The organism is Schaalia sp. HMT-172, assembly GCF_030644365.1.
In the GTDB taxonomy this organism is placed as follows: Bacteria; Actinomycetota; Actinomycetes; order Actinomycetales; family Actinomycetaceae; genus Pauljensenia.
In genome coordinates, this window is record NZ_CP130058.1 from 289,598 (window position 1) to 315,702 (window position 26,105).

The 26,105-nt window shown below is 66.1% G+C and carries 19 protein-coding genes; 5 read left to right on the top strand and 14 right to left on the bottom strand.

Annotated features, from left to right (window positions below):
• Positions 1-24: 24 nt before the first annotated feature.
• Positions 25-1,374 (bottom strand): IS256 family transposase, encoded by a 1,350-nt coding sequence (locus QU663_RS01250; protein ID WP_304990633.1) that lies wholly within the window; start codon positions 1,372-1,374, stop codon positions 25-27.
• A 39-nt stretch (positions 1,375-1,413) separates the two neighbouring features.
• Complete coding sequence (locus QU663_RS01255; RefSeq protein ID WP_034480571.1) at positions 1,414-2,067, bottom strand: hypothetical protein; 654 nt, start codon at positions 2,065-2,067, stop codon at positions 1,414-1,416.
• A 175-nt stretch (positions 2,068-2,242) separates the two neighbouring features.
• Between QU663_RS01255 and QU663_RS01260 the strand changes: the two genes are divergently transcribed.
• Complete coding sequence (locus QU663_RS01260) at positions 2,243-3,592, top strand: MFS transporter (RefSeq protein ID WP_009059402.1); 1,350 nt, start codon at positions 2,243-2,245, stop codon at positions 3,590-3,592.
• Between the two features lie 129 nt (positions 3,593-3,721).
• On the opposite strand, the gene QU663_RS01265 is transcribed toward QU663_RS01260, so the two are convergent.
• The 10 genes from QU663_RS01265 to QU663_RS01310 form a co-directional block, all read right to left on the bottom strand.
• On the bottom strand, positions 3,722-4,363 hold the full coding sequence (locus QU663_RS01265) for an NYN domain-containing protein (RefSeq protein WP_051267737.1): 642 nt from the start codon (positions 4,361-4,363) through the stop codon (positions 3,722-3,724).
• 474 nt (positions 4,364-4,837) lie between these two features.
• Complete coding sequence (locus tag QU663_RS01270; RefSeq protein WP_021611193.1) at positions 4,838-6,433, bottom strand: hypothetical protein; 1,596 nt, start codon at positions 6,431-6,433, stop codon at positions 4,838-4,840.
• Between the two features lie 57 nt (positions 6,434-6,490).
• Complete coding sequence (locus tag QU663_RS01275; RefSeq protein WP_021611192.1) at positions 6,491-8,296, bottom strand: hypothetical protein; 1,806 nt, start codon at positions 8,294-8,296, stop codon at positions 6,491-6,493.
• Positions 8,297-8,420: 124 nt separating this feature from the next.
• Positions 8,421-9,848 (bottom strand): hypothetical protein, encoded by a 1,428-nt coding sequence (locus QU663_RS01280; protein WP_021611191.1) that lies wholly within the window; start codon positions 9,846-9,848, stop codon positions 8,421-8,423.
• Positions 9,849-9,910: 62 nt separating this feature from the next.
• Positions 9,911-11,362, bottom strand: a complete 1,452-nt coding sequence (locus QU663_RS01285; protein ID WP_021611190.1) for a hypothetical protein — start codon at positions 11,360-11,362, stop codon at positions 9,911-9,913.
• 50 nt (positions 11,363-11,412) lie between these two features.
• The gene (locus QU663_RS01290; RefSeq protein WP_156912122.1) at positions 11,413-13,182 is read right to left on the bottom strand and encodes a hypothetical protein; all 1,770 of its coding nucleotides are present in this window, start codon (positions 13,180-13,182) and stop codon (positions 11,413-11,415) included.
• 50 nt (positions 13,183-13,232) lie between these two features.
• Positions 13,233-15,284: a hypothetical protein gene (locus QU663_RS01295; RefSeq protein WP_021611187.1), complete on the bottom strand. Its 2,052-nt coding sequence runs from the start codon at positions 15,282-15,284 to the stop codon at positions 13,233-13,235.
• Between the two features lie 115 nt (positions 15,285-15,399).
• Positions 15,400-15,891, bottom strand: a complete 492-nt coding sequence (gene ispF, locus QU663_RS01300) for a 2-C-methyl-D-erythritol 2,4-cyclodiphosphate synthase (protein ID WP_021611186.1) — start codon at positions 15,889-15,891, stop codon at positions 15,400-15,402.
• A gap of 15 nt (positions 15,892-15,906) precedes the next feature.
• On the bottom strand, positions 15,907-17,466 hold the full coding sequence (locus QU663_RS01305; protein WP_156912121.1) for a hypothetical protein: 1,560 nt from the start codon (positions 17,464-17,466) through the stop codon (positions 15,907-15,909).
• Positions 17,467-17,469: 3 nt separating this feature from the next.
• Positions 17,470-18,945: a hypothetical protein gene (locus tag QU663_RS01310; RefSeq protein ID WP_304990634.1), complete on the bottom strand. Its 1,476-nt coding sequence runs from the start codon at positions 18,943-18,945 to the stop codon at positions 17,470-17,472.
• A 234-nt stretch (positions 18,946-19,179) separates the two neighbouring features.
• On the opposite strand from QU663_RS01310, the gene thrC reads away from it, so the two are divergent.
• The 4 genes from thrC to rlmB all read left to right on the top strand — a co-directional run bounded on the left by thrC (position 19,180) and on the right by rlmB (position 24,734).
• Entirely contained in the window at positions 19,180-20,637 is a 1,458-nt protein-coding gene (gene thrC / locus QU663_RS01315) for a threonine synthase (RefSeq protein WP_021611182.1), read from the top strand.
• A gap of 139 nt (positions 20,638-20,776) precedes the next feature.
• Positions 20,777-22,234, top strand: coding sequence for a cysteine--tRNA ligase (gene cysS / locus QU663_RS01320; protein WP_304990635.1), 1,458 nt, complete (start codon positions 20,777-20,779; stop codon positions 22,232-22,234).
• A 603-nt stretch (positions 22,235-22,837) separates the two neighbouring features.
• The gene (locus QU663_RS01325; RefSeq protein ID WP_021610777.1) at positions 22,838-23,380 is read left to right on the top strand and encodes a DUF1697 domain-containing protein; all 543 of its coding nucleotides are present in this window, start codon (positions 22,838-22,840) and stop codon (positions 23,378-23,380) included.
• 376 nt (positions 23,381-23,756) lie between these two features.
• Positions 23,757-24,734 (top strand): 23S rRNA (guanosine(2251)-2'-O)-methyltransferase RlmB, encoded by a 978-nt coding sequence (gene rlmB / locus QU663_RS01330; RefSeq protein WP_021610779.1) that lies wholly within the window; start codon positions 23,757-23,759, stop codon positions 24,732-24,734.
• 38 nt (positions 24,735-24,772) lie between these two features.
• Here the strand turns inward: rlmB and QU663_RS01335 are convergent, their stop codons facing one another.
• Entirely contained in the window at positions 24,773-25,366 is a 594-nt protein-coding gene (locus tag QU663_RS01335) for a hypothetical protein (protein WP_021610780.1), read from the bottom strand.
• Positions 25,363-26,022, bottom strand: coding sequence for a hypothetical protein (locus QU663_RS01340; RefSeq protein WP_034480157.1), 660 nt, complete (start codon positions 26,020-26,022; stop codon positions 25,363-25,365). The genes QU663_RS01335 and QU663_RS01340 overlap by 4 nt, the downstream gene beginning before the upstream one ends.
• Between the last annotated feature and the right edge of the window lie 83 nt (positions 26,023-26,105).

Sequence of the window (26,105 nt, forward strand, 5' to 3'; positions counted from 1 at the left end):
TGTCAATTTTTCTGTGTATGGGGGTTAGAGGTAGGGGGTGATTCGGTCGGGGTAGGCGGTGGTGAGTTGGGCGAGGGCTTGTTTCCAGTTGGTGGTGGTGTGTCCTTGGATGAGGCGGGTGTGTCCTGTTCGTTTGTTGGGGGGTTTGCCAGCGTCTGTGAGGCGCTGGGCGGCTCTTTTGTCTTCGATGTTGCAGATGGCGAGCCACAAGAGTTTGACGGCGGCTTCTTCGCTGGGGAAATGCCCGCGGTTCTTGGTGATTTTGCGTAGCTGGTAGTTCAAGGACTCGATAGCGTTGGTGGTGTACACGACGCGGCGCAGCATGGGCGGGAACGCCAAGAACGGCGTGAAGCGCTGCCAGGCGCGCTGCCAGGTGGCAACCGTTTGGGGGTAGCGCGCTCCCAGGTCGCTGGCCGCGAAGTCCTCCAGCGCCCCTCGGGCGGTTTCCTCGTTGGGCGCGCTGTACACGGCCTTGAGAGCCGCGGCGACGCTCTTGCGGTCCTTGTAGGACACGAAACGCATGGAGGCGCGGATTAAGTGAACGACGCAGGTTTGGACCATGGACTGGGGCCAGGTCGCTTCGATGGCTTCAGGCAGGCCAGTAAGTCCGTCGCAGCACACGATCAGGACATCGCGTAGGCCTCGGTTGGCCAGCTCGGCGCACACGTGGGCCCAAAAGGAGGCGCCTTCATCGGCTTGGACCCAGATGCCCAGCACGTGCTTGACCCCCTCCATGTCCACTCCGACCGCCAGGTGAGCGGCCCGGTTCTCCACCCTGTGATCGCATCGGACTTTGATGCGGATCGCATCCAGGTAGATCACCGGGTAGAACGCTTCTAAGGGGCGGTGCTGCCACTCCAAGACGGCCTCGCACACCGCGTCAGTGATCGTAGAAATCGTCCCAGCGCTGACCTCCACGCCCAGGGTGGAGGCCAGGTGATGGCGGATATCGCGTACCGTCATCCCCCCGGCATACAAGCTGATAATCATCGAATCCAAACCATCAAGGCGCCGCTGTCCTTTACGCACCAGGCGCGGGGTGAACGAGCCCGCCCGGTCCCGGGGAACCTCGATCTCGAAGGCTCCCACCTCCGACATCACGGTCTTCTTCGTCGTGCCGTTCCTCGTGTTCGAGCGCGCCTGCCCACTGGCCTGGCCCTTCTCATACCCCAAGTGCTCGGTCAGCTCCGCGGCCAACCCGCGCTCCAACGCCTCCTTAAGCAACGCCGGCAACAAGCCCTCGCTACCCGTCATCTCGACCTCGCCAGCATCAAGACGCTCAAACAACGCATCCAACGCCCCCGAGCGACGAAGCTCCTCCACCGTCTCACGCCCACTAGCGCGAGCCACAACAACATCATCATCATTCATCATGCATCAATCCTTTCAAACAAAAGACGGATACACAGACAATTAAACACGCCCATCGAAAACGAGCGCATCCTCGGAGTCTCGGGTGGATACGTGCATCAACTGATGCGACTCCTTGTTGGCGACGAAAAGCTCGAAACCCTCAATCTGGGGGTTGCGATCCCAACGGATACGTGTCGGGTTGTCCTGCAGGAGGGGCTGAATCGACAGGTGATCGGGCCCGAGCGTGATCAGTGGCGACCGGTGGATGCGCGAGGGGCGATATTTGCTTGTTACGAAGAGCGTGTAGGCAAGGAAAGAGAAGCAAAAGCCGATAATAATGCTGGTAATGCTCTCTGGCCGAACGAGATAGAACGCGACGGAAGCAGGTCCCCATGCCATCATCGCGATGAGGACTACAGGAGAAAAGCGAATCGCCGTTGTGTACGGATACAACGTCACTGCGCGATGCTCGACATGGAGCGCAGTTCCCCGGTGGCGACGTACAAAGCGCTCTACTCCGACGTAGATAACGCCAAGCGTGGCAAGTGACAGGTAGACAGCGAAAGGAACAGCAAAGCCCGCTGGCATAATAAAGCACAGAAAATAGCTCAAGGCGGTGCCTGCAACCAGCAATAGGATTGGTTTAAATAGCCGGTCAGCTGCATTGAGTTGTTCGTCTGCCTCGGACACGCTACGCAATGAACTTTCCGCCATCGTCTTCTCCTTCCTAGGTGACATCCCAGCATATGACATGCGGTCAGGACGCGCTGGCGGTCCCCCGGCCTCGTCCCCACCGCGCCCCCGGAAGAGCGGGGGATGCGAAACGTGATAGTTTCACCCTGGGCGCACGCGCGCCGCCGAGCACTCCCCATCCAAGGAGCCCGATCATATGAGTACCACTCCCGCCCCCCGCAACCGCGTCATCACGCGCCAAGTCGTCGAATGGGCGGCCTGGGACTGGGGGAGCGCCGCCTTCAACGCGGTCGCCACCACCTTCGTCTTCACAACCTACCTGACCAGCGACGGCGTCTTCACCGACGCTGGGACCGCCTCAAGCTGGCTCAGCAACGGCATGACCATCGCGGGACTGTTCATCGCGCTCCTCGCACCCATCACGGGTCAGCGCGCCGATCGACGAGGCCGGGGCGGGGTCTGGCTCGGATGGTTCACTGGCGCGGTCGTCGCCTGCATGCTCGCCATGTACTTCGTACACCCCGAATCGGTGCTCGGACCCAAGGGCGCCCTCATGCTCGGCATCGCCCTGCTGGGCCTGGGCAACGTGTTCTTCGAGTTCGCCTCCGTGAACTACAACGCGATGCTCAACCACCTGGGCGAGAAGGAGGACCGCGGCAAGATTTCGGGCTTCGGCTGGGCGTCCGGCTACATCGGCGGTATCGTCCTGCTGCTCATCCTCTACGTGGGCCTCATCGGCACCAACCTGCTCGGCGTCCCCACGGACGAGTACCTGCCGATCCGCATCTCCATGGTGATCGCCGCCCTGTGGCTCGGCGGCTTCGCCATTCCCGTCATCCTCCACCCGCCGCTGCCCAAAAAGATGCACACCGGCGGCGACCACGAGTCCATCTTCGACTCCTACGTCCTGCTGTGGCGCACCGTTCGCACCCTGAGCTTCGAGGCCCCGCATACCCTCTTCTTCCTCATCGCCTCCGCCGTCTTCCGCGACGGCCTGGCCGGCGTCTTCACCTTCGGAGCGGTTCTGGCCAAGACGGCCTTCGGTTTCAGCGCGGGCGAGGTCATGATCTTCGCGATCGCCGCCAATATCGTCGCCGGCCTGGCGACCGTCGCCTTCGGCTGGGTGGACGACAAGATCGGCCCGAAGAGAGTCATCATCCTGTCGCTGTCCGCCATGGTCGTCGCCGGCTTTGGCGTCTTCTTCCTCCACGCCCGCGGCCCCATCGTGTTCTGGACCCTGGGCCTGGCCCTGTGCGTCTTCGTGGGCCCCACTCAGTCCGCGTCGCGCTCCTTCCTGTCGCGCATCATCCCCGCCGGGCGCGAGGGCGAGGTCTTCGGCCTCTACGCGACGACCGGCCGCGCCGTGTCCTTCATGGCCCCCGCCATGTACGGCCTCTTCCTGCTGATCGGCAAGCGCCTGACCCCCGCCGGCGAGGACTACACCTACTGGGGCATCCTCGGCATCATGCTGATCCTCCTCGTGGGCCTGGGCCTGACCATCCCCGTGAAGGCGGACCGCGCCACGCTCCACCACATGGAGGGCTGAGCGCCCAGGGGCACGAGGCCGTCCAGGCGCGCCCCGGCCTCGTCCCCGAGGGTCCTGCGCCACACACATCGTCCCCGACGCGACCGAGCATGCTCTCGGGCGTCGGGGACGCGTCGTATATTGACCGACCTACGTGTAGTCCTTGCGGTCGCGTGAATGGACAAAGGAAGGCGCACCAAGCGTCGTTCGCCACGTCTGAATCCCAGGTGCTTGAAGGCGTTTACATCCTTCCCAATGGGCGATTTCAAGGAAACCTGATCGGTCTGTGCGATCAGCGTCGTAGCGTTCGATGACAGGAATCATGTCCGTGTCGTGACTGGCAAGAATCACCACATCGAACGCGCCGCTAACTGAAAGCTGGTAGGCCGTCAGTGCGACCAAGACATCAATGCCTTTTTCCTGTTTGCGCCAGTCGTTCACGGCTGAGTCCCACGAGTAGCGGAGGGAGCGATAGATGATTTCAACCCGTGGATCGCGAGTCCATTCAGCTTTCTGCTTCTGCGATCGGTTGTATGCTTCCGGATCTTTGTGGTTCGAAGGGCACCCTCGAAATACCATGACTTTCGCTAACTCGGCACGAGGGGGTAGATTGGGTTTCTGCGCCATGCGCTGTGGAGCCAGGGCCTCTTCCCTGCGCTTGATGACTTCTTCGGCGAAAAGCAGTGGATGGATGAGGGATTCATGTTTTGGGATTCCTGGCGGGGTAAAACGATCATGCCCAGTCAGGTGCATGTTCTGATAGTCCATGATGACGGCAACAGACGCAACCATTTCTTTTCTCCTATGAAAAGGCTCGCCAGTCCCGGAGGACGGCGAGCAGCTATGCGCATCATGGTACACCGGAAGCGCGGTGGGAGCAAACTGGTCCAGTTTGCTGAAAAAATCACGAGGTTGAGCTGACCCTGTGAAGTTGAAGAACCCTTGTTGTGAGGAAGTCTGCGTGTGGTGCCGTGCGGGGATGAACGACCTGAGGGGCCTCGCGCGCCACATCCACCGGGACAACGACGGTGGCCTCATCGCTCCCGGAGTAGCCGACGGCGGGCTGGGGGTCGTAGGATCGCTGCTTGTCCGCCTGGGGCGTGGGAAAGCTCCGCTGGAAGCTGACGATGATGACGACGGCCGCGATGACGAGCAGGACGAGTACGCCGACGCGCAGGGGCGCATCTGTGCGGCTGGCAGGCTTCGCTGCTGGTGCGCTGTTAGGCGTGCGATCGTTTACGGGACGCTCCTTCGCTGCGAACGGTGTTATGCCTCTGGCTGCGTCGGCGTGAAGGCGATGATCTGGCCGTTCGAGACGCCGACGAGCAGGTCGTCGAAGGCCCACACGAGGTTCTCCGCGCGATCCAGGTCACTGGCCACGTAGAGGGTCAGGCCATCCAGATCGACGAAGTACGAGGCCATCGTGGAGCCCTCATTGAGGCGAACGTAGGCCACCGTAGCGCCGGAGTCGGCGCGCAGGTCCGATACCTCGAAATCGTGCTTCCCATACGTGGATCCGAAGTAATCGGGCATATTGACGGAGCGCTTGTTCGCTGACGCGGTTGGGTACACGTGCAGTGTCGTGTCGTCGTGAGCGCGGCCCGCGTAGTAGAGGTCATCGTGCTTGAGATAGACGTAGGCTGTGGTCCACGGCGCTTGGTGGGAGGTGTCCCGCAGGAAGTCGGTGAGCTCCCCCAGCGTCGGGGTATGACCGTCGTAGGTCGGGCGTACGCCCCCGCTATGGATGTAGTCGGTCTCCACGAAGCGTCCCGTGGTGTCGTAGACGCTAAAGCTTTTCTCCCTCTCCACGACGAGCCCGTCGCTTGCGGGGATGAGCGTCGGGGGCTGTGATGCGGCGTTCTTGGGATCCTTCCCGAGGGTCGTGACCGCTCCCGTGCGAGGGTCCACGATCTGCGGGGCGAAGGTGGCTAGGCGAACGGGCACGATGACGGCGGCCGTCGAACCCTCGCCAATGACGCCGTTCGATGGGTGTGTCACCTCTGAGAACAGCAGGCCGCTGGCTTGTTGCGGCGAAGTCGCCGCGCTCCAGCGCTGCGTCCACGTGCCCGATTCGAGCACCCATCCGGTGCAGGTTGCGACCGTGTCGCAGGTGACCAGGTTGCCGTCGACGACCCCGATGGGTAGGTCGGCTCCCCAGGGGGCCAGGCTCTGGCCGCCGGTCGACTTGTCGACGATGATGCCGCCGATCAGGAGCTGGGTCTCGGTGACGATGGGGGCGGGCGCCCTCACGGCGCCGGCGCTGGGAGAGTGGGGTCCGGTTGTGGTCCAGACAGTGACGGGCTCCTTCCCGGAGATGTCGTAGGCGGTCACCCTCGTGTCAGCGTCGTCCTGCGCGCCCTCGAGCACGGCGTACAGGGTGGTTCCCTCTGTGATCAGCAGCGGCGCGGGTGAATCGTCGTCCAGCGGGATCGTCCACGCCGTCGCGAGGCCCGACACCCACTGAGGAGACAGCTCGTTCGTGTTGGCTGCCGTCCCGTGGTAGCCGATCGGGGTGGGATCCATTGACGACTCTGAGGCTGTCGGGGACGGTGTGGGGTCGGGGTCATCGTGGTGGATGTGGCGTCCCGTTGTCGCTGAGCCGACGAGGGTTCCGCTGATGCCGCCGACGGCGGCCGAGGCGACCAGAGCGGCGACGATCCCGAGCACCTGGAGGGACTTGCGCGCGCGCCGCGGGCTGGCGGCAGCGTCGACTGTCGGCGCGGAAAAGCCCTGCTGAGCGTTCACCGCAGAGGCGGTGCGGGCGTCCTGAGGCGGCTGGGGCGCCGGGGACTGGGTCGTCGGCTGGGGGACCGGTGGCTGGGTAATCGGGCTGCCCGTGCTCTGATGATCGTCGTTGCTCATACAACGTTTCTATCACACCCGCGCGCCGGGCAGTACCGGTTGGTCACCTCGGCGTCGTCAGGAGGAAGCCGGAACGAAGGCCGTGACTCCCGTCTTGCTGGTGCCGATCAGCATGTCGTCGAAGACCCACGTGTGCGATTCCGCTGCGTCAAGCTCGGCAGAGTTGAAGTTCTTATTCGTCGCCGTGTTGAAGAAGTAGCTGCCCTTCGGCGCGAGGGGGAAGTCGCGGATGTACATGGCCGATCCGTCGGCGCTCGCGCGCACGTCTTTGACCAGGAAGATACAACTGTCGGTCTGGTACGGACGGATGTTGTCGGGGACCGAGACCGTGCGCGTCGACGCGTCGGAGGTCAGGGTGAGCTCCAGCGTGGCGCAGTCATTGCCCGTGATCTCAACAACGCCCGTCGTCCATGAGGCGGTCTTGTCCTTCGTGAAGAAGTCACTGAGCTGCGCCAGCGTCGGAGCTCCTCCATCGCGCGTGGGCTGCGTGCCGTACCGATTTTGGCTGAAGGTCCCCCGAATGCCGCCGACGCTATCGTAGGCATACTTAGTCTTGAGCCATGGAGCTACGATGACACCGTCGCTTGCCTGGTCGAGGTCGTAGGAGCTTGTGTCGTCATATGGATCGCCCAGGTTCGTGAGCTCGCCGGTGTGGACGTTGAGGAGCTGGGGGACCTCGTCGTAGCCGGGGACAATGAGAATCGAGGCCTGCTCGCCGCTGCCGATAAGGGCACTGTCAGGGGTCGTGTAGTCCATGTGACCCAGGCCGTAGAAGCTCTGTTTCACCGTCGTCGCTTTCCAGACCTCAGTCCAGCCGCCGGAGTCCTGCGACCAGCCCGTGCAGTGGCCGTCGGTGAGGCAGGTGACCACGATGCCCTCGGAGACGCCCATGGGGTATGCCTCGCCCCAGGGGGCCTGGGTTATCGTCCCCGTCGCCTTATCGATAACGAGGTCGCGGAAAAAGAGTAGATCGTCATCCCAGACGAACTGAGGAGTGAAGGTTTTGTACGTGTGCGTCGACGTCTCAGCGTTCGTCTTCCACAGGAGCCTCGGCTCGGTTCCAGACACGTCGTAGGCCATGACCGTCACGCTCCGGCCCCGCGACGTCGTCGCCCGATCGAAGAAGGCGAGGTAGAGAGTCGACCCCTCAGCGTGGACGTGTGGGGCGAAGATAAACCTCTTGGGGTCGATGGGGATCGTCCATGCGACCGCGATTCCCGACGCCCACTCGGGCGACAGGGAGTGAGTGTTGAGCGCTGTTCCGCGGTATCCGGGCTCGCGGACCGGCTCGCCCGCCTGCTGCGAGAACGAGCGGAAAAAGGACGTCCCAATCACGATCGCGACGACGCAGGCACAGGCGATCAGGATGAGGCGCAGGTGCTTTTTCACGGGGGTAACGGATTCGCCGGAATCCTCGTGAGGCTCCGGTGCGTGTCCGTGGGTGATCGATTCGTGCTCGCCCGCGTCCTCGGCCGGGGACGAGGCCGGGGCTTGGATCGTCGGTCCGGGTGCGGTCGGCGCGGCCTCCGTTTCCGCCTGACCAGCCACGGCCTCGTCGTCGGACGTGGGTGGGGCGAACCTGAGGAGCTCCCCAATGTCGGGCAGAGGATCAACGCTGGGGTGGGGCGCGACGTCCGACCCCGGGACGCCTGCCTCCGACGTGCCGGTGTCCGCCTGGCCAGCCACGGCCTCGTCGTCGGACGTGGGTGGAGCGAACCTGAGGAGCTCCTCAATGTCGGGCAGGGGCGCCAGGTCCGGCAGCGGCGCGAAACCCATGTGCCCCGCGGTCTCGTCCCCACTCTCGCCCGAGGGGAGGGGTTGCGTCCCGTCGGGCGGGGACCAGCGCAAGTCGTCATTGCTCATGGGGCGTTTGTACCACACGCGCGTGCCGGCTGGCGCGGATCGGCCGCCTCGGCCCCGTACGACTCGTCCCCGACGCGACCGAGCATGCTCTCGGGCGTCGGGGACGAGTCGTGTAGAGAACCGCTTACAGGGTCCGTGGCGTCACGGCGATGACTTCGCCGCTACGCGCCCCGACGAGCAAGTCGTCGAAGACCCACACCAGGTTCGTGGCCTCGTCCAGCTCCGGCGACACGTAGGTCAACTCCCGTTCCATGCCGAAGAAGAAGGGACCGGTGGGGGACGACGGCAAGCACTGGACGAACAGCGCCTTACCGTCTGCGCTGGCGCGCATCTGTGTGGCAGGCCAGTTGGCCGGCAGGGCGTGGTCGGAGTATGACTCACCGGGGTTGATCGTGCGGCTGGAGTTCCCGCTGGTCGGGCTCACCGCCAGGAGATGACCGTTGACGTCCCCCGAATAGGGTTGCTCGACGGTGGCCGTCGTCCACGGGGCGCCGCCCTGCGTCATGAAAGAACTGAGTTCTGCCACGCTCGGGAGAGCGCGGTCTGACGCCGGGAAACGGTCGAGCGTCCACCCCGCCCCGACAGTGCCCACGACCTCGCCCGCGGTGTTGTAGGCAATACTCTCCTTCTCGTCGGCGACCAGTACTCCGTCGCTCGCCAGCGTGACCCTGGAGGCGGAAGGGCCTGCCGTGGAGGGGGCCTCCCCGAGCGTCGTGAGTGCGCCCGTGGCCGGGTTGATGAGCTGCGGGGCCTGGTGGGCCTCGTCGACCGGGACGGCCACGGCAGCGCCCGCGCCGCTGCCGATGACGGCGCTCGCGGGAGCCGTCAGACCCGAGTGGGCCAGGCCCGCGCGGCGCTGGGGTGAGGTCGTCGTGGACCACAGCCTCGTCCACGCGCCCGAGTCGCGGGACCAGCCGGAGCACGAGCTGAAGGTGTCGCAGGTGACGAGGACGCCGCCCGCCACCCCCATCGGCAGGTCGGAACCCCAGGGCGCCTGCGTCTGGGTACCGGTCGAGCGATCAACGATGATGTTGCTGAGGAGGATCTCCTCCTGTGTCGAGACGGAGGACGGGAACGCGTCGGCGCGAATTCGGGACGGTTGGGGCCCGGTCGTGGTCCACTGGGCGACCGGCTCGCTGCCCGACACGTCGTAGGCGGACACGGTGGTCACGGCCTCGCTCCCGCTCCCGTAGGCGAGCACGTACAGGGTCGACCCCTCTGCGATCAGATGCGCGGGCAGAAGAGCGTCGCTGGTGGGCAGGGTCCAGGCCGTTGCGACGCCCGAGGCCCACGCGCCGGAGAGCTCGTTCGTGTTGGTGGCCGTCCCCCGGTAGCCTGTCGCATCCGGGTTCGTCTGCTGCTCCGAGCCGGTGATGTGCGGAGGTGGGGTCGCCGCCGGGCCGGGCAGCTGGTGGGCGCTCGTGCTCAGCGAGGGCGCGAGGAAAGCCCCGAGGCTCGCGACGAGCGCGACGCCCGTCGTCAGGAAGAGGCGCGTCGGTCGCATGGGCGTCGTCCTCGCGGAGGCCGCGTACTGGGGGGCGTTGGTGCTCATGGGTGTGTCATTTCTGTCGTCGCTCGGGGTGGGGCGCGGGCGGGTGTTCAGGGGTTGGAGCCTCACGAGGCCTTCGGCGTGAACGCCACGACGCCGTCGATTGTCACGCCGATGGCCAGGTCGTCGAAGGCCCACGAGAGGTCCTCGGCGTCGTGGAACTCCGCCGACCCATGTCCCTGGCCGCTGGCCTTGTCGAAGAAGAAGCGGTTACCCGTGGTATTGGCTTCGACGGACTCGACGTACACGACCGACACGTCGGCGCCGGCGCGGACCTCTGAGGGCCAAAAAGTGCTGAAGTGGTACTGGTCGTTGTTGGCGGGATCAAGATCGAATGCTGGGCTTCCGTCACTCGGCGTCACCGTGAGGGCGACGGCCCCCGTCTGGGCAGTGACCACGGCATTCGACCACGCGGGCAGGCCTCCGACCAGGAAATCGGTGAGTTCCGATGTGGAGGGCACGCGTCCGTCGCGCGTTGGTCTTCTCAGCGACTTCTCGTAGGAGTGAACTCCCGTGATGAAGCCGTCGGCGTCGTAGGCGACGACAAGGTCGTCGTTGAACGCCACGATCCCATCGCTGGCAATGGCGAAAGACACCACGTTGTTGTCCCTATCCCTAAAGGGGCTCGCAGAGGCGGCGTCCGTGACCTGCCCGGTCCGCGGATCAAGGAGCTGCACCAGGTGAGTCGGCGAGTCGACGGGCAGGACGACCGACTGGTGTTCCCCGGTGCCGATCACGGGAGTATCTGGATAGGTGAGCATGGTCGACCTGCGCAGGCCGCCCTCTTGGCTGGCCGTGCTTGTCTCCCACCGGCGCACCCACGAGGAGGACTCCTGCGTCCAGCCCGAGCACGCCTGTTTGCCATCGCACGCCACGACGACGCCGTCAACGGCCGCGAGCGCCTTCGACCCCTCCCATGGGGCCAGGGACTGGGCGCCCGTCGCCTTGTCGATGACGATGCTTCCGACGATGAACTGGTCTCCATCTGACACGAAGGTGGGGCGCCCGAAGGACTCGGGAAGAGAGCCCGTCGTGCGCCACAGCTCGCGCGGCTGCTCGGAGGAGATGTCGAAGGCCGCGACGGTGGCCTGGTGGCTGGCATGGTCGGGGTTTTCGAAGAACACGTACAGGGTGGTGCCCTCAACGGTCGTGATCGCGCGGGGGCCGTACTGTGAGGACGGGAAGGGGATCCTCCACGCCGTCTCGACGCCCGAGGCCCAGGCGGGGGAGATCGCTCCCGTGCTCGTGGAGGACCCCGAGTAGCCGACGGTAGGGGCGGAGGTGAATGAATGGTGAGGGTCCTGACCCCCCAGGGTCTGCGTGAGCTGACGGATGCCGAGGACGGCGACGATGACGACGATGACGCACAGCAGAGCCACGAGGAGGACTGGCCTCCCGCGTCTCCTCGCGTGGGGCCGCGCATTGGCGGGCTGGGGGATTGGGGGCGTCCCGCTCGGCGACACCCACTGCTCGGCCTGCGGGGGAGTGTTTGTGCCCGGATGATCGTCATTGCTCATGTGTCGTTTCTACCATAGGGCAATTGCGGTGTGGTAATCCGATGCCGGCCTCAGGAGGAGGCGGGCACGAAGGCCGTGATACCCGTTGTGCTCATGCCGATCAGCATGTCGTCGAAGACCCAGGTCAGCTGCGTGGCCTGCGTGAGGCTTCTCGATGAGTCCGAGGAACCGTCGGCGGTATCGATGACGTAGCTGGTCCGATCCCGGGGGGCGAGGGACCTGACATAGAGGGCCGAGCCGTCCGCGCTGACACGCAGATCCTCCGGGGTGAGTGCGCAGTCATCGCGAGTGTACAGGCGTGCGGCATTGGGGACGGGGGCCTCGCGAGTCGAGTCGTCGGACGTGAGAGCGACCTCGAGCGTGCACTCGCCGGTGCCGGTCATGCGCGCTGTCCCCGTTGCCCACTCAGCCTTGCCCTGCGCCATAAAGGCCTCGATCTGCGACGTGGTCGCACGTGTGCCATCCATGCTGGGCACCGGCAGATTGTGCTCGGCTGTAAACGTCGACTGGAAGTTACCCTCGCTGTCGAAGACCCAGCCGCGAGAAGTGGACTTCTCGAAGACGATGAAGCCGTCGGAGGCGACCTCGACCAGTCGATCCGTGGCATCCCCGTCGTGACTGCTCAGGCTCGTGACTGCCCCGGAATGGACATCGATGATCTGCGGGAGCTCATTGCTGGCGGTGGGGACCAGGACGGAGGTGCGTTCGCCGCTGCCGGAGACGACGGTGCCCGCGGGAGCAAAGCCCAGATTGTTCTCACGCACCCCGTCGCTGGCCTGTGTTGCCGTGGTCGTCGTCCATAGGTTCGTCCATTCGTCGCCCTCCTGCGTCCACCCGCTGCACGTCGTTGTGGCCGAGCACGTCACCACGATGTTCTCGGCGAACGCGAGCGGAAAATCCTTGCCCCAGGGGGCCGAGGCCTCGTTCCCCGTCGCCTTGTCGAGGATGGTGCCCCGGAAAAAAATCTGGTCGTCGCCTGAGACGAACGCCGGCGCGTAGTCGGACTGGGCCGCCGGGGTGTCCGTGCGGACAGGCGTTGCCCACAGGGGTTGGGGCATACGCCCGGTCAGGTCGTAGGCCCCAACAGTGTAGGTGGAACTATTCGCGTGCATAGCGACGCCGTAGGCCACGTACAGGGTCGAGCCCTCCACGTGCATCGGGTGCGTCACGTTGGCCACTCCACTGGGCGTAGGAATTGTCCACGCGGTACTAATACCTGCGGCCCATGCGGGCGACAGAGCGTGCGTGTTTTGTGCGGTGCCGCTGTAACCGGGCGACGGCGTTGTCGGTGCCTGTGTGCTTGCCAGGTACGGCATCCTGACGGGAGCCGGGGTATTGGCCTTATTGCCGAGGTGGACCAGGTGGGCGATGAGGAGGGCGGCGGAAAAGACGAGCCAGAACGCGATCCTGAGGTTCCTGGAGGCTGTCTTGGTCTCTTCCTCGCTCGGGAGTTGCCTGGGTGCCGTGGCGTTGGTCGGCGCGGTGGTGCTGTCGGGCTCCGCCTGGGACGAGGCCGTGGCCACGCTCGTCGGTCTTGAGGCAGGCGTGCGCTTCGTAGTGGCTGAGCGCTTGCGAGAGCCCCGACGGCCGGGAGGAGCGTACTTGCTCAGTTCGGCCTTGGAGTACGCGTGGGGCGTGTCCGGCGCGGCAACGAAGTGAGTGGTCGGGTCGGCCTGCGCCGAGGCGTCGGTGCCCGCCCGGGTTGCCCCGGCCTCGTCATCGCCGGATGGAGGGGAGAACCTGGAGAGTGCGTCCCCCTCGGTCGCGGAGTCACAGTGTGTCTCGTCGGATGGGTGCCGGCGCGGCTCGTCGTTGCTCATGAGTCGTTTCTATGGGAGGGCAGTCGTGGTGTGGTGATAGGACGGTGATCTCAGGAGGAGGCCGGTACGAAGGCCGTGATACCCGTTGTGCTCATGCCGATCAGCATGTCGTCGAAGACCCACATGGTCTGTTTCGGCAGGTTGAGAAGGTTTGATGTGTAGGCGAGCCCGTTGGCGGTATCGATGAAGTACCGTCTCTCGTCCTGGTAGCTGAAGGTATCGGCGTAGAGAACCGAACCGTCCGCACTCACGCGTACTTCCCCAGGATTGAAGTAGCACGAGCTGGTCATGTACGTGCTCAGCACGCCGGGGACCGGGGTTGTGTGCGTGGACCCGTCGGAGGTGAGGGTGACCTGGATGGAACAGCCGTCCTCACCGAGGAGGCCTACCGTGCCCGTCGCCCAATTCGCGGTCTTCGTCGTCATGAAGGTCGTGATATCCGCGGTGCTCGGATTGTTGCCGTCACGGCTGACTGCGGGTAGACGGCGGTACCCGCCTGCGGAGAACGTGGATTGGAGGGCGCCCGAGCTATCGAGAAGGAGCCCCTGTTGTTGGCTGGCGTCGACGATGATGAAGCCGTCGGTTGCCACCTCGACGTATTGGCCGAGGCCTGACTGATCAGGAATGGGCAGCGTCGATGTTTCGCCGGTATGGATGTTGATGATCTGCGGGGCTTCCTGATAGTTGGAGGGAACCAGGAAGGAAGCTAGCGCGCCACTGCCGGAGAGGGTAGTGCCCGCGGGGGAATAGCCCAAGCCCTGGTAAGCCCACCCGTAGGAGGTCTGGGAAATCGTTGTCGTCGTCCACAGGTTCGTCCACTCGCCGGATGCCTGCGTCCATCCGTTGCAGGTGGATGGCGGCGTGCAGGTCACCACGATGCCCTCGGCCTGCGCGAGGGGAATCTCTATGCCCCACGGAGCCTGGGTGTGTTCGCCGGTTGCCTTGTCGACGACTACGTCGTGGAAAAAGAGCTGGGTTTCGTTCGACAGGAACGCGGGCTCGTAGGTGACGACCGCTGAATTTTCCGTGGGTCCGACCGTGTCCCACAGGAGGGCGGGTTCCTCACCGGACAAGTCGTAGGCCACGACTCTGAGGGTGGAGCCGCTTTGGTCCGTGCCCCTTGCTGTGGTGGCGATGTAGAGGACCTGACCATCGACATACATATGTGGTGTCAATCGAGTCATTTCTGGCGGCAGCTCGAGCGTCCACGCGGTGGCCACGCCCGACGCCCACTGAGGCGACATCGAGTGCGTGTTCGTGGCGCTCCCGCGGTACCCGGGGTCGCGGGGCGGCAGATTCTCCGCACGTTCGCGTACCTGAGTGCTCGTCGCAGCGGTGGCGTCCGCCGACGGCTTCGACGAAGGCACCGATGAGGACCCGAACAGACCGGGAACGAAGAGAACAATCCCGACGCTGAGCGAGGCAACGCCGGCGAGCGCGATCATGACGACGGACGGTTTGCGCTTGACAGCTGTCGTGTCCACCCACGTCCGCGAGGGCTCGGGGTCTGGGGCGCGCAGCGCAGTCGGCGTCCGGTCGCCTTCGGACGTCCTCCGCGACGAGGCCGTGGCGGCCGCTATGGACGCGACGTCACGCGAGGCAGGTTGTGGCTCCTCCGAGGTGGCCTCGTCTGGCAGCAGCTCGAATGCGCTTACGGAAGTGCTGGCCAGCACAGCGGCACCGCGAACGTTCCTCGCCGGGGCTTCCTCGGCCTGGGGCCAGGCGACGACGCTCTCCATCGGCTCTTTCTCATCGTCAGGTGCTGTCGGCTCTTCCGTGAGGGGCTGCGCGATGGCCGGCTGCGGCGCGAGCTCGGGCAGGGGTGCGACGCCCGCGAGCAGGTCCATCTCCTGCGGACCTTCTGGTTGTGCCTGTTCGGTGATCGCCTCGTCGGCGGGCGGGGTCAGAGTGAAGAAATCATCGAAATCCGGCAGAGGCGCTAGCTCCGGCAGAGGGGCGAGCTCGGGTAGCGGACTAAAGGTCGGAAGGTCACCAAACTCGGGGAAATCCGGGGTATTGGCCAACGGCTCCCCGTCCCGTCCACCGGAGGGGCGAGACTGCGCCTCGTCGTCGGGACTGCGGTGGGGGTCGTCGTTGCTCATGAGACGTTTCTATCATGCAACCGGGCCCGGAGTGCACTCGCGGCAGTGAACGGGAATGCGGGCAGGCCTCACGCTCGGCAGCCTCGACGGTGCCGAGCATTCGACAATGGGGGACCTACTCGGCGCGCACCATGAGGACGCTTGCCAGCGCGGCCACGCCCTCGCCTCGTCCCGTGAAACCCAGGTGATCCGACGTCGTTGCCGACACGGTGACCGTGCCGCCCGCGATCTCGCTCATGACCGTGCAGGCCTCGGGCAGGCGAGCCGCCATGCGCGGGCGGTTGCCGACCACCTGCACGGTCGCGTTGCCCAGCACCCACCCGGCCTCGGCGGCCATGCGGCGCACCTCCTCAAGGAGCGCGCGCCCCGACGCGCCCGCCCACTCGGGGCGATCCACGCCGAAGACCGTGCCGAGCTCGCCCAGGCCCGTGGCCAGCAGCATCGCGTCGCACAGCGCGTGCGCGGCGACGTCGGCGTCCGAATGGCCCTCAAGGGGGCGCTCGCCCGGCCACTCCAGGCACGCGACCATCAGCGGGCGCGGCGAATCGGGGGCGGCGAACGCGTGGACGTCAACCGCTTGGCCGACGCGGAAAGGCAGATCAGTCATGGAACCAGGGTAGCGTCACGACGAGCGGGGCGTGAAGGCCACGACTCCCTCCCAGGTCACCACGATGAGCAGGTCGTCAAAGGCCCACGTCAGGTTGGTCGCGTCCCTCAACGCCGGAGGGGTCAGGACCCTGGAGCCCTCCAGGTCAAGCACGTAGACGGTGTGCTCCCGCCACTCCTTGGTCTCGAGCACCATCGCTGCACCGTTAGCGCTGGCCCGCATCGAGCTCGGCTGGAAGGAACACAGGAATGCGTTGGTCTGCACCGTGTTGATGCGAGGCAGCGTCTTCGGCGGCAGGTCCGCACTGGGGAAGAACACGATGTCCTCGCACGTGCTTGCGTCGAAGCCGGCCGTTCCTGATGTCCAGGACGCCCTGCCGTCGCGCAAGAAGGCGCGCAGCTCCTCCAGAGTCGGGGGCGGGCCGTCATCCGTCGCGACGGCGTCCGCGTCGCGCCCTGTGAAGCGCTCGATAACCGCGCCGCTGGGATCAAGCAGCGTCACCTCGCTGTTCGTGTCGACGACCGCGATGCCGTCACTCGCACGATAGTAGACGGGCCGCGAGCGGAGCGATCCCGGGTCCTCTCCGATACGGGTGTACTTCCCCGTGCGAATATTGATCAACGACGGGGCGCTCTTGATGCTGCCAAGCGAGATGAAGGAAGCCTGCGCCCCGGTGCCCACGACGTGCGATCCGTGCAGGTGCCACGTGTTGATCAGGCCTATCGTTGAGCCCGTCTGTGTCGTCCACACGCGCCTCCAGGACCCCGATTCCTGTGTCCAGCCGGAGCATGTCGCCGCACTCCCACAGGTGACGACAATGTCGTCCACGGCCGCCATTGCGATGTCGCTCACCCACGGCGCCTGCGTTTGCTCGCCTGTGCGCCCATCCACGATGGCGTTGCCGACCAGCAGCGTGGTGCCGTAGGGAATGATCTGACCAGCCCGGTATCTGAGCGTCGTGTGCGCCTGTCCCCCGTTGGACACCCACAGTTGGCGCGGCGAGTCCGAGGCGATGTCGTAGGCGGCGAGCGTCAGATTGCCGTTCGTGTGCTCGGCGGAGGCGACGTACAGGGTCGTGCCCTCAACGAGCAGGTTCTGCGTGACTGCCGTCGAGTCCTTGCGTTTCTCGTTGGGTATCACCCACGCCGTGTCGACGCCCGACGCCCAGGCTTCGGAGAGCACACCCGTATTCGTCGCCGTCCCCGTGTAGCCCCGGGACCGCACAGCGGGACGCCCGTAAGCGAATCCCCACAGGGCCGTGATGGCGACGACGACAAGGACCGTCAACGCCCCGGTGACGAGAAGCGGATTCTTCCACAGCTTCTCGGGAGCGCGGCGCGTCGACGAGGCCGTGGCGCCCACGTCTGCTTCGTGACCGGGTGCGGGTGTCGACCGTGCGGCCCGCGCGGGCGTGGGTGCCGAGCGTTTGTCGGGGGCGGCCGTCGGAGCGCTCGCGGCGAGCCGCTCGGCAGCTTCCTGGGCGAGCCGCGCCCGACGCTCACGCCTGCGCTTACGCCATCCCTTCCTCCGCCTCTTGGTGCCCGGCGGAGCCCACTTGGAATAGTTGTTGCTCATGAATCATGCACCTGACGAGGAGGGCGTGAAGGCCAGGATCCCTTCGCTGCTCACCACGATGAACAGGTCGTCGAAGGCCCACGTCATCTCCTTGACACCCCTCAGCGTGACGGCGTGGTGGGTGTTGTTGACCATGTCGAGGGCGACGATGCGATCCTGGTGCCCCTCATGTGTCCCCACGAACGCGGCGCTGCCGTCAAGGGAGGCGCGCAGCTGGGTCGGGGAGAAGGAACAGGGGGAGGAACTGCTCGACGACAGCTGCTTGACGTCATCGACCCAACGAGGGGGGTAGTCGCCGGTGGGGGTGAGCGCAAGAGTGGTGCAGTAATCCCCTTCGACCCGCGCCGTGCCCGTCGTCCACGACGCCGTGCCGTCCGAGTAGAAGGCCTTCAGCTCCTCCAGCGTTGGCGTTCGTCCATCCTCGCTCGGCACCACGCCTTGTGCCCTGCTGCCCTCCTCGAACGTGTCGACGAGACGCCCCGTGACGTCGTAGGCCTCCATTGCTTTGGAGGAACGAATGACGACGACTCCGTCCAGCGCCAGTCGGAAATCCGACATGGCCGAGAGGTTCGCGCGCTCCGAATCGCCGAGCGTAACGATCTCTCCCGTGTGAGCGTTAACGAGCTGCAGGTTGTAGTGATAGTCGACGGGGACGAGGACAGAGGCCTCCTCGCTGAACCCGACGACCCGTCCCCCACCGTTCTTCCACGCGTCGCTGCCACGCGACTGCCTCGATGTGATGGTCTGCCACAGTCGAGTCCACGAACCGGACTGAATTGTCCACCCCGAGCAGGTCTCCAGAAACGAGCAAGTCACCACGACCTCGTCGACGGAGGCCATCAGCGTGTCCTCGCCCCACGGTGCCTCCTGCTGGCTGCCCGTCCCCTTAGACACGAGGATCGAATCAATGGCAAGCCAATCACCGGCCGACACCATATTCGGCGCGTCCAATGACATCGGATCCGCACGATTGTCTGCCTGCACCGCCCACGTCTGGCGCGGCTGCGCCGACGAAATATCGTAGGCACTCACCCCAAGCGAACCGCCGAACTCCGGAGCGGCCACGTACATGGTCGCACCCTCGACAAGCACCGACTGAACATACGCGCCGTCCGCCGACGAACCGGGAAGCGTCCACGCCGTCTCGACGCCCGACGCCCAATCCGGGGACAGCACGCCCGTATTCGTCGCCGCACCCACGTAACCCTGGGTGCGCGCACTCGTCACCGAGTTCGACGCGAGCATCGAGTGAGCGAAGACCACGACGATGAGAGCGCCGAGGATGAAGGCCGCCACGCCCAGCGGCCGCCGCCTCTCCGCGCCTTCCCTCCAACGAAAGGTCTGCGCCGGCTCCGCCGCGGCGCTGGGCTTACTCGCTCCGGCCGCACCCGAGCGCCGAGACCTGGCACGTTTGCGCGCCGGTGGAGCCGGGCGCTCACGCACAGGAACGTCCTCCCGCACACCCGAGCTGACCGACATGTCAGCCTTTGTGGGCACAGCGTTTGACGGGGCCGAATCCCGGCCAGGCCCCGACCTCGCCGACTCCTCGCCCTCGGCCGGGGGTGCCCACCTGTCGTCGTCGATACTCACCCGTCGTTTCTATCACACACCACCTGGCCGCGCCCACACCGCCTCCCCGCCCCGGCCTCGTCAAAACGTGACGAAGGACGACCCCCCTCGCTTCACACGCGCACACTCCGATAGGATCGGCCCGTGCGTTACATTTCGACCCGACGAGGCCCCACCACGCCCACCCGCTCCTTCAGCGACATTCTGCTGGAGGGCCTGGCGCCCGACGGCGGCCTCTACCTGCCCGAGGAATACCCGACGCTGTCTCGCTCCGACCTGGACGAGCTGCGCATCGTCCTGCGCGAGGAGGGCTACGCGGCGATGGCGGCCGGCATCCTGTCCCTCTTCGTCGACGACATCGACGCTAGCGACCTGTGCGCGATTACGGCCCGCGCCTACTCCACCCCCGCCTTCTCCGACCCGCAGATCGTGCCCGTTACCGCCCTGGAAGGCACCGACCTGCACATCGCCCACCTGTCGAACGGCCCCACCGCCGCCTTCAAAGACATGGCGATGCAGCTCCTCGGTGAACTCTTCGAATACGAGCTCACCCGCCGCGGCGACTGGCTCACCATCGTGGGCGCCACCTCCGGCGACACCGGCTCCTCCGCCGAATACGCACTGCGCGGCCGACGCGGCCTCTCCGTCGTCATGCTCACCCCCGCCGGGCGCATGACCGCCTTCCAGCGCGCCCAAATGTTCTCCCTCCTCGACTCCAACATCGTCAACGTCGCCGTCGACGGCGTCTTCGACGACTGCCAGGACCTGGTCAAGGCCATCAACATGGACGCCGACTTCAAAGCCACCTGGCACGTGGGCGCCGTCAACTCCATCAACTGGGCGCGCCTGCTCGCCCAGGTCTGCTACTACGTCGCCACCTGGCTGCGCGTCACCGAGGAAGGGGCCGACGCCTCGTCCACGGTCAGCGTCGTCGTGCCCTCGGGCAACTTCGGTAACGTGTGCGCCGCCCACATCGCCCGCCAGATGGGCCTGCCGCTGGGCACCCTCGTCGTCGCCACCAACGAAAACGACGTCCTCGACGAGTTCTTCCGCACCGGCGTCTACCGCCCCCGCTCCTCCGCGGACACGCTGGCCACCTCCAGCCCGTCCATGGACATCTCCAAGGCCTCGAACTTCGAGCGCTTCATCTTCGACCTGCTGGGCCGCGACGGCGACGCCACCCGTGCCCTCTTCGACGAGGCCCTGGCCCGCGACGGCTACTTCGACCTGTCCGGCACGCCCGAGTTCGCCTCCCTGCGCGACACCTACGGCTTCATCTCCGGCACCTCCACGCACGCCGACCGCCTCGCCGAGATCGCGCGCACGGAGAAGGAAAGCGGCTACCTCCTCGACCCGCACACCGCCGACGGCGTCCACGTCGCCCGCGCGGTGCGCCCCCAGATCGAGGGCCCGCTCGTCGTCATGGAGACCGCGCTGCCCGTCAAGTTCGCCGACACGATCCTTGAGGCCACCGGGCACCTCCCGCCCGTGCCCGAGCGCTTCGCCGGCATCGAAGGACGCGAAGAGCGCGTCACGCCGCTGGCCAACTCCGCCGAGGACCTCAAGGTCCTCATCCGCGAGCGCGTGCGCCCCGGCGCCTGAGTTTTCCCTGACTCGACGAGGCCCGAGCCCCCACCTGCGAACCCGCGCGGTTGCGTGGGCGGGGCCCGGGCCTCGTTACATACTCCCGGGACGCGCCCGTTTCCTTCGCCTCCCCTCCCTGCCAGGTAGGATTGATGCCATGCTGCACCTGTACGACTCCAAGAGCGCCCGCATCCAGCCCCTGAACCCGGTCACCCCCGGCAAGGTCGGCATCTACCTGTGTGGCGCCACCGTGCAGGGCTCCCCGCACGTCGGCCACCTGCGCGCCGCCGTCTCCTTCGACACCCTCATCCGCTGGCTGCGCCGCAGCGGCTACCAGGTCACCTACGTCCGCAACGTCACCGACATCGACGACAAGATCCTCACCAAGTCGGCCGAGGCCGGCTGGGACTGGTGGGCCTGGGCATACCGCTTCGAGCGCGAATTCACGCAGGCATACGAGACCCTCGGCGTTGAGGCCCCCACCTACGAGCCTCGCGCCACCGGACACATCCCCGACCAAATCGACCTCGTCCAGCGCCTCATCGACGCGGGACACGCATACTCGGACGGGCGCGGCAACGTCTACTTCGACGTCCACTCCCAGCCCGACTACGGGTCGCTCACCCGCCAGCGCCTGGTCGACATGCGCACCACCGAGGACGACGCTCAGATCGACGAAGCCGTCGAGGCCGGCAAGCGCGACCCCCGCGACTTCGCCCTCTGGAAGGCCACCAAGCCCGGCGAGCCGGCCACGGCCTCGTGGGACAGCCCCTGGGGGCGCGGCCGACCCGGCTGGCACCTCGAATGCTCCGCCATGTCGCGGCGCTACCTCGGCGACGAATTCGACATCCACGGCGGCGGCATCGACCTGCGCTTCCCGCACCACGAGAACGAGCAGGCCCAATCCCACGGCGCCGGCTGGCCGTTCGCGCGCCTGTGGGTCCACAACGCGTGGGTGACCACCAAGGGCGAGAAGATGTCCAAGTCCCTGGGCAACGTCCTCTCCATTGGCGCGCTGACCGAGGAGTATCCGGCCGTCGCCGTGCGCTGGGCCCTGTCGACCGTCCACCACCGCTCCGCCATCGAATGGGGCCCCGAGACCCTGCCCGCCGCGCACGCCGCCTGGGAGAAGTTCTCCACCTTCGTGGCCCGCGCCATCGAGGCCGCCGGGGAAGCTCCGGCTTTCGAGATTGCGCTTGCGCCCGCCGACCTGCCCGAGGCCTTCGTCGCCGCCATGGACGACGACCTCAACGTCGCCGGCGCGCTCGCGGTCCTGCACGAGCACCTCAAGGCCGGCAACGCTGCGCTGGCCGCTGGGGACGTGTCCGGCGTGTACCGCGAGCAGGTCCTGGTTCGCTCCATGCTGGACGTGCTGGGCCTCGATCCGGCCTCCGAGCAGTGGCGCGGTCAGGCCGGCATCGGCGCGGGCGCCTCTGGTGCTGCTGCGGCCGAGCACTCGGCGCTGGATGCGCTGGTTCGGGCCGTGCTGTCCGAGCGGGCTGCTGCCCGCGCCGCCAAGGACTGGGCGCGCGCCGACGAGCTGCGCGACCGCCTCGCCGCCGCCGGCGTCACCGTCGCGGACGGCCGCGACGGCGCCACGTGGAGTGTTGGCTGATTCGCTGTGTGCTGAGGCCCCGGCGCGAGCTCCCGGGGCCTTGTGCGTGTCGCATTCCCGCCGGCGCAAAACCTCATCAAACGTAGCGAGCTCCCGGGGCCTTGTGCATGTCGGCCGTCGTCTCGCAGATTCCGCGTTTGTTCTTGTGATTGGGTGCGCTGCACCCGATCCGTAGGCAATGCACCCCTTCTGTTCGGGTGCAGCGGCCCATAACGGGTGCAGCGCCCCATAACGGGTGTCGCGGCCCATAACGGGTGCAGCGCCACACAACGGGTGCAGCGGACCTCGCGTTGTTTCGGCTGTCGCTAGGCCCGCCCGTCCTCCGCGCGGCGCGATGTTCTCGTGCCGCTCAGTCGCCTCGCTGGCGTGGTTCCCCAGAAATGTCGCATGCAATTCACTTCCGCGTATTTCAAGGTTTGAAATCGGATCGTTGATATTCTGCGGTTTTCTCGATCCCTATGAAATGTGAGGGTACCCAAATTGCATGCGACTTTTGGGGTGAGCAGGGTTTTGTCTGGGCGTTACTCTGGAGTTAGGGTGAAGCCTTCCCGCAGAAGAAACGCGAGGTGGGGAGGTGGTAAGGCGAAAGGCAGGAGGATCAGCATGGAGTACGTGGCGCTGCTGCGCGGCATCAACGTCGGCGGCACAAACAAGGTCGTCATGAGCGAGCTGCGCGAGCAGGTCGCCGCCGCAGGCTTCGGACGCGTGCGCACCTACATCAACAGCGGCAACCTCCTCTTCGAGGCCGAGGCCTCGCGCGAGGACGTGGCCCAGAGGGTCGAGGACCTCCTGGCGAGCCGCTACGACTTCCCGATCCGAGTGGCACTCCTGACGGCGCAGGACTATCTCGAGGAGCTACACAACCTGCCCGACTGGTGGCACGGCGATGTAGCACGCCGAGATGCCCTGTTCTACACGCGTGGACTGGACCGAGACCACGTGCGCCAGCGCATCGAGGCCATGGAACTGGGCGACGAGGCCGTTTATTTCGGTGAGCACGCCGTGTTCTGGGGCAAGTTTCACGAGAAGGAATTCCTCAAGACCGCCTACCACAAGCGCCTCCTGCGCGAGGACTTCTACCGCGAGGTGACGATCCGCTCCGGCTCGACGGTCGAGAAGATCGCGGCGATGCTCGCGCGGGAGTGAGACGACGCCCGCTCGGCGGCATCGGCGAGGCCCCAGCGAGTGTGGGCGCGGTGTGCGTGAGGGGGGGCGTCGTGCTGCCAGGCGCCGTGATCGCAGGGTTCCCCAGAAATGTCGCATGCAATTCCCTTGCCTGTATTTCAAGGTTTGAAATCAGATCGTTGAAATTCTGCGGGTTTCTCGATGCCTAAGAAAAGGTAGGGTACCCAAATTGCATGCGACTTTTGGGGAGAGCGGTGGGGTAGAAGAGACGAGGAAGGCGCGGCGTAGCGCGGAACCTGCCCGATCGTGATTTTGGCCCCCGCGCGCGCCCCTGCGGCCCCGATGCGGCCCAAAACCCGTAGGCTGGTGTCAGTTCATGAGAAAACGAGGAGACACCATGGCCTCACACAGCGGGCGCCCCGGCGCCATCCGTAAGAAGGGCACGAAGAAGGGCGCGCAGGTCGGCACCGGCGGCCACTCGCGCCGCCGCCTCGAAGGCAAGGGCCCGACCCCCAAGGCCGAGGACCGCACCTACCATCCGGCCTACAAGCGCAAGGTGAAGCGCGAGGCCCGCGAGGCCCAGGAGGCCGCGATCGCGCGCGCCCGCGCCAAGTCCTCGATCCGCGTCAAGCCGGGCCATGAGCTGATCGCCGGCCGTAACCCCGTGGCCGAGGCCGCCCGCGCCTCGGTGCCGATCGAGCGCGTCTTCATCCTCGACAACGTGAAGGATGACCGCGTGGAGGAGGTCGTGCGCCTCGCCAGCGCCATGGGTGCTCCCGTTTACGAGGTCACCCGCCGTGACCTGGACGTCGCGACTGATGGCGCCGTCCACCAGGGCGTCGCCATCGAGGTGCGCGGCTACGAGTACGCAGACGCCTCGGACCTGATCGCCGGGTCGCTCCAGCAGCTGGGCCACCCGCTCCTCGTCGCCCTCGACCAGGTGACGGACCCCCATAACTTGGGCGCGGTCCTGCGTAGCGCGGGCGCGTTCGGTGCGGATGGCGTCATCATCCCCGAGCGCCGCAGCGCGGGCGTCAACACGACCGCGTGGAAGGTGTCGGCCGGCGCGGCTGCCCGCGTGCCCGTGGCTCGCGCGACGAACCTCGTGCGCGCCCTCGAAGAGGCCAAGGCGGCCGGCTACTTCGTGGTCGGCCTGGACGGCGGGGGAGACGCGCCCCTGCGTGGCCTGTCGCTGGCGGACGGCCCCCTCGTGGTCGTGACCGGCGCCGAGGGTGCGGGCCTGTCCCGCCTCGTGCGCGAGACCTGCGACCAGATCGTGTCGATCCCGATCGCGTCGACCGTCGAGTCCCTCAACGCGGCCGTCGCGACGGGCATCGCCCTGTACGAGGTCGCCTCCCTGCGCGCGCAGAGCTGAGTATTCCGAACTGTCTGTCGTCTCGCCGTGGGCGCGCGCTAGCGCCTGCGGCGAGACTCCTTTGTGGCGGCCTGGCGCATTGCGATCACGTTCCGTCCCGCGAAGAGGTGGTCTGTTGGTAGATCGCCCTCAAAGAGGAGCTCGGGCTGTGCAAGCAGTAGCTCATCGAGCTGCAACGTGACGGCGAGGTCCTGGAGGTAGTGGCCGATGTCTTCCTTGGTGGTGGGGGTGTTGCGCTGGCTCACCCGGGTATCGAAGCACCACACCTCGCTCGCGACTCGTCCGCCGAGCGACAAGGACCGTGCTGCAACCAGGATTCGTGACGTCTGAAGGCGTGTGGGTGCCTGTGGCTGAGAGTCAGAATGGGGGAACAGGTCGCTGCGCACAATCGGGTCAGCCACGGTGGAAAATAGTTCGCGCATCGTATCGAGGCCGTCGGCGATCTCGGTGCCAACCCACCCGTTCAGGGTGAGCTGATCGCGCATCCCCGGCGTTTCCACCGGGGTGCTTCTCCACTTCGATGCCCAGTAGTTGATGCAGCGAGCGGCCGCCTCATGCGGATCGGTTGCGATGAGAGCGTGCAGGTACCTGCGACGGAAGACGATCCGGCGCAGTGAGAAACCTGGGGTCATGATCGCTCCTTCGACGGGAGGAACTTGGTGACGGGATCGAGGAAGCTGCCCCGCATCCGGTTGAGGTTGTCGGGGGAGAGGGGGTGGTCCTCGGGCAGTTCCTCACCATCGACGAGGCGCGGGGGTCCCACGAGGACGCCCTGCTGGAAGAGAGCGGTGTGCAGATACTCGAAGACGCGGGCGAAGGGATCCTTGCCGGGGCGGGCGCGCTGAATCGCCGTATCCCAGGGGAAACACCACAGCTCAGTGGATGCCTGTGCGGCGTCGGGCGAGGGTCGCGCCGCGATAATGATGCGTGTCTTGTTGAGGTGGCGCAGCTGCGCGCGCACCGCCTTCGCCGACAGCTGGATGGCAAGGCCGCCCAAGGCGAGGGCTGGGGAGATCTCGGCGACATCCAGAAGGGTGTCGTGGTCGCGGATGCGCGACCGTTTTCGGTTTTCGGCCTGTCCGGGCATGACCGTGACCTCGGTGCCCGACCAGCCGATGCCCGCGAAACGCTCGGACATTGTGGTCGACTCGCGCTTGATGCCGATGGTGCGCCAAAACGCCGCGCAACGCGCGACGGCCTCCGCCGGTGGACACGACACGGTGTACACCGTCATGGGGCGCCTCTTCAGGAGGGAATTCAGCGGCAGATGCGGGGGAGTGATATCCATCGGCATTCCTGGGGGTCGGGGTAACGAGGCCAGGCTAGCAGTGTGAGGCGCCCGCTCACATATCGGGCCGCTATGATCGCCCC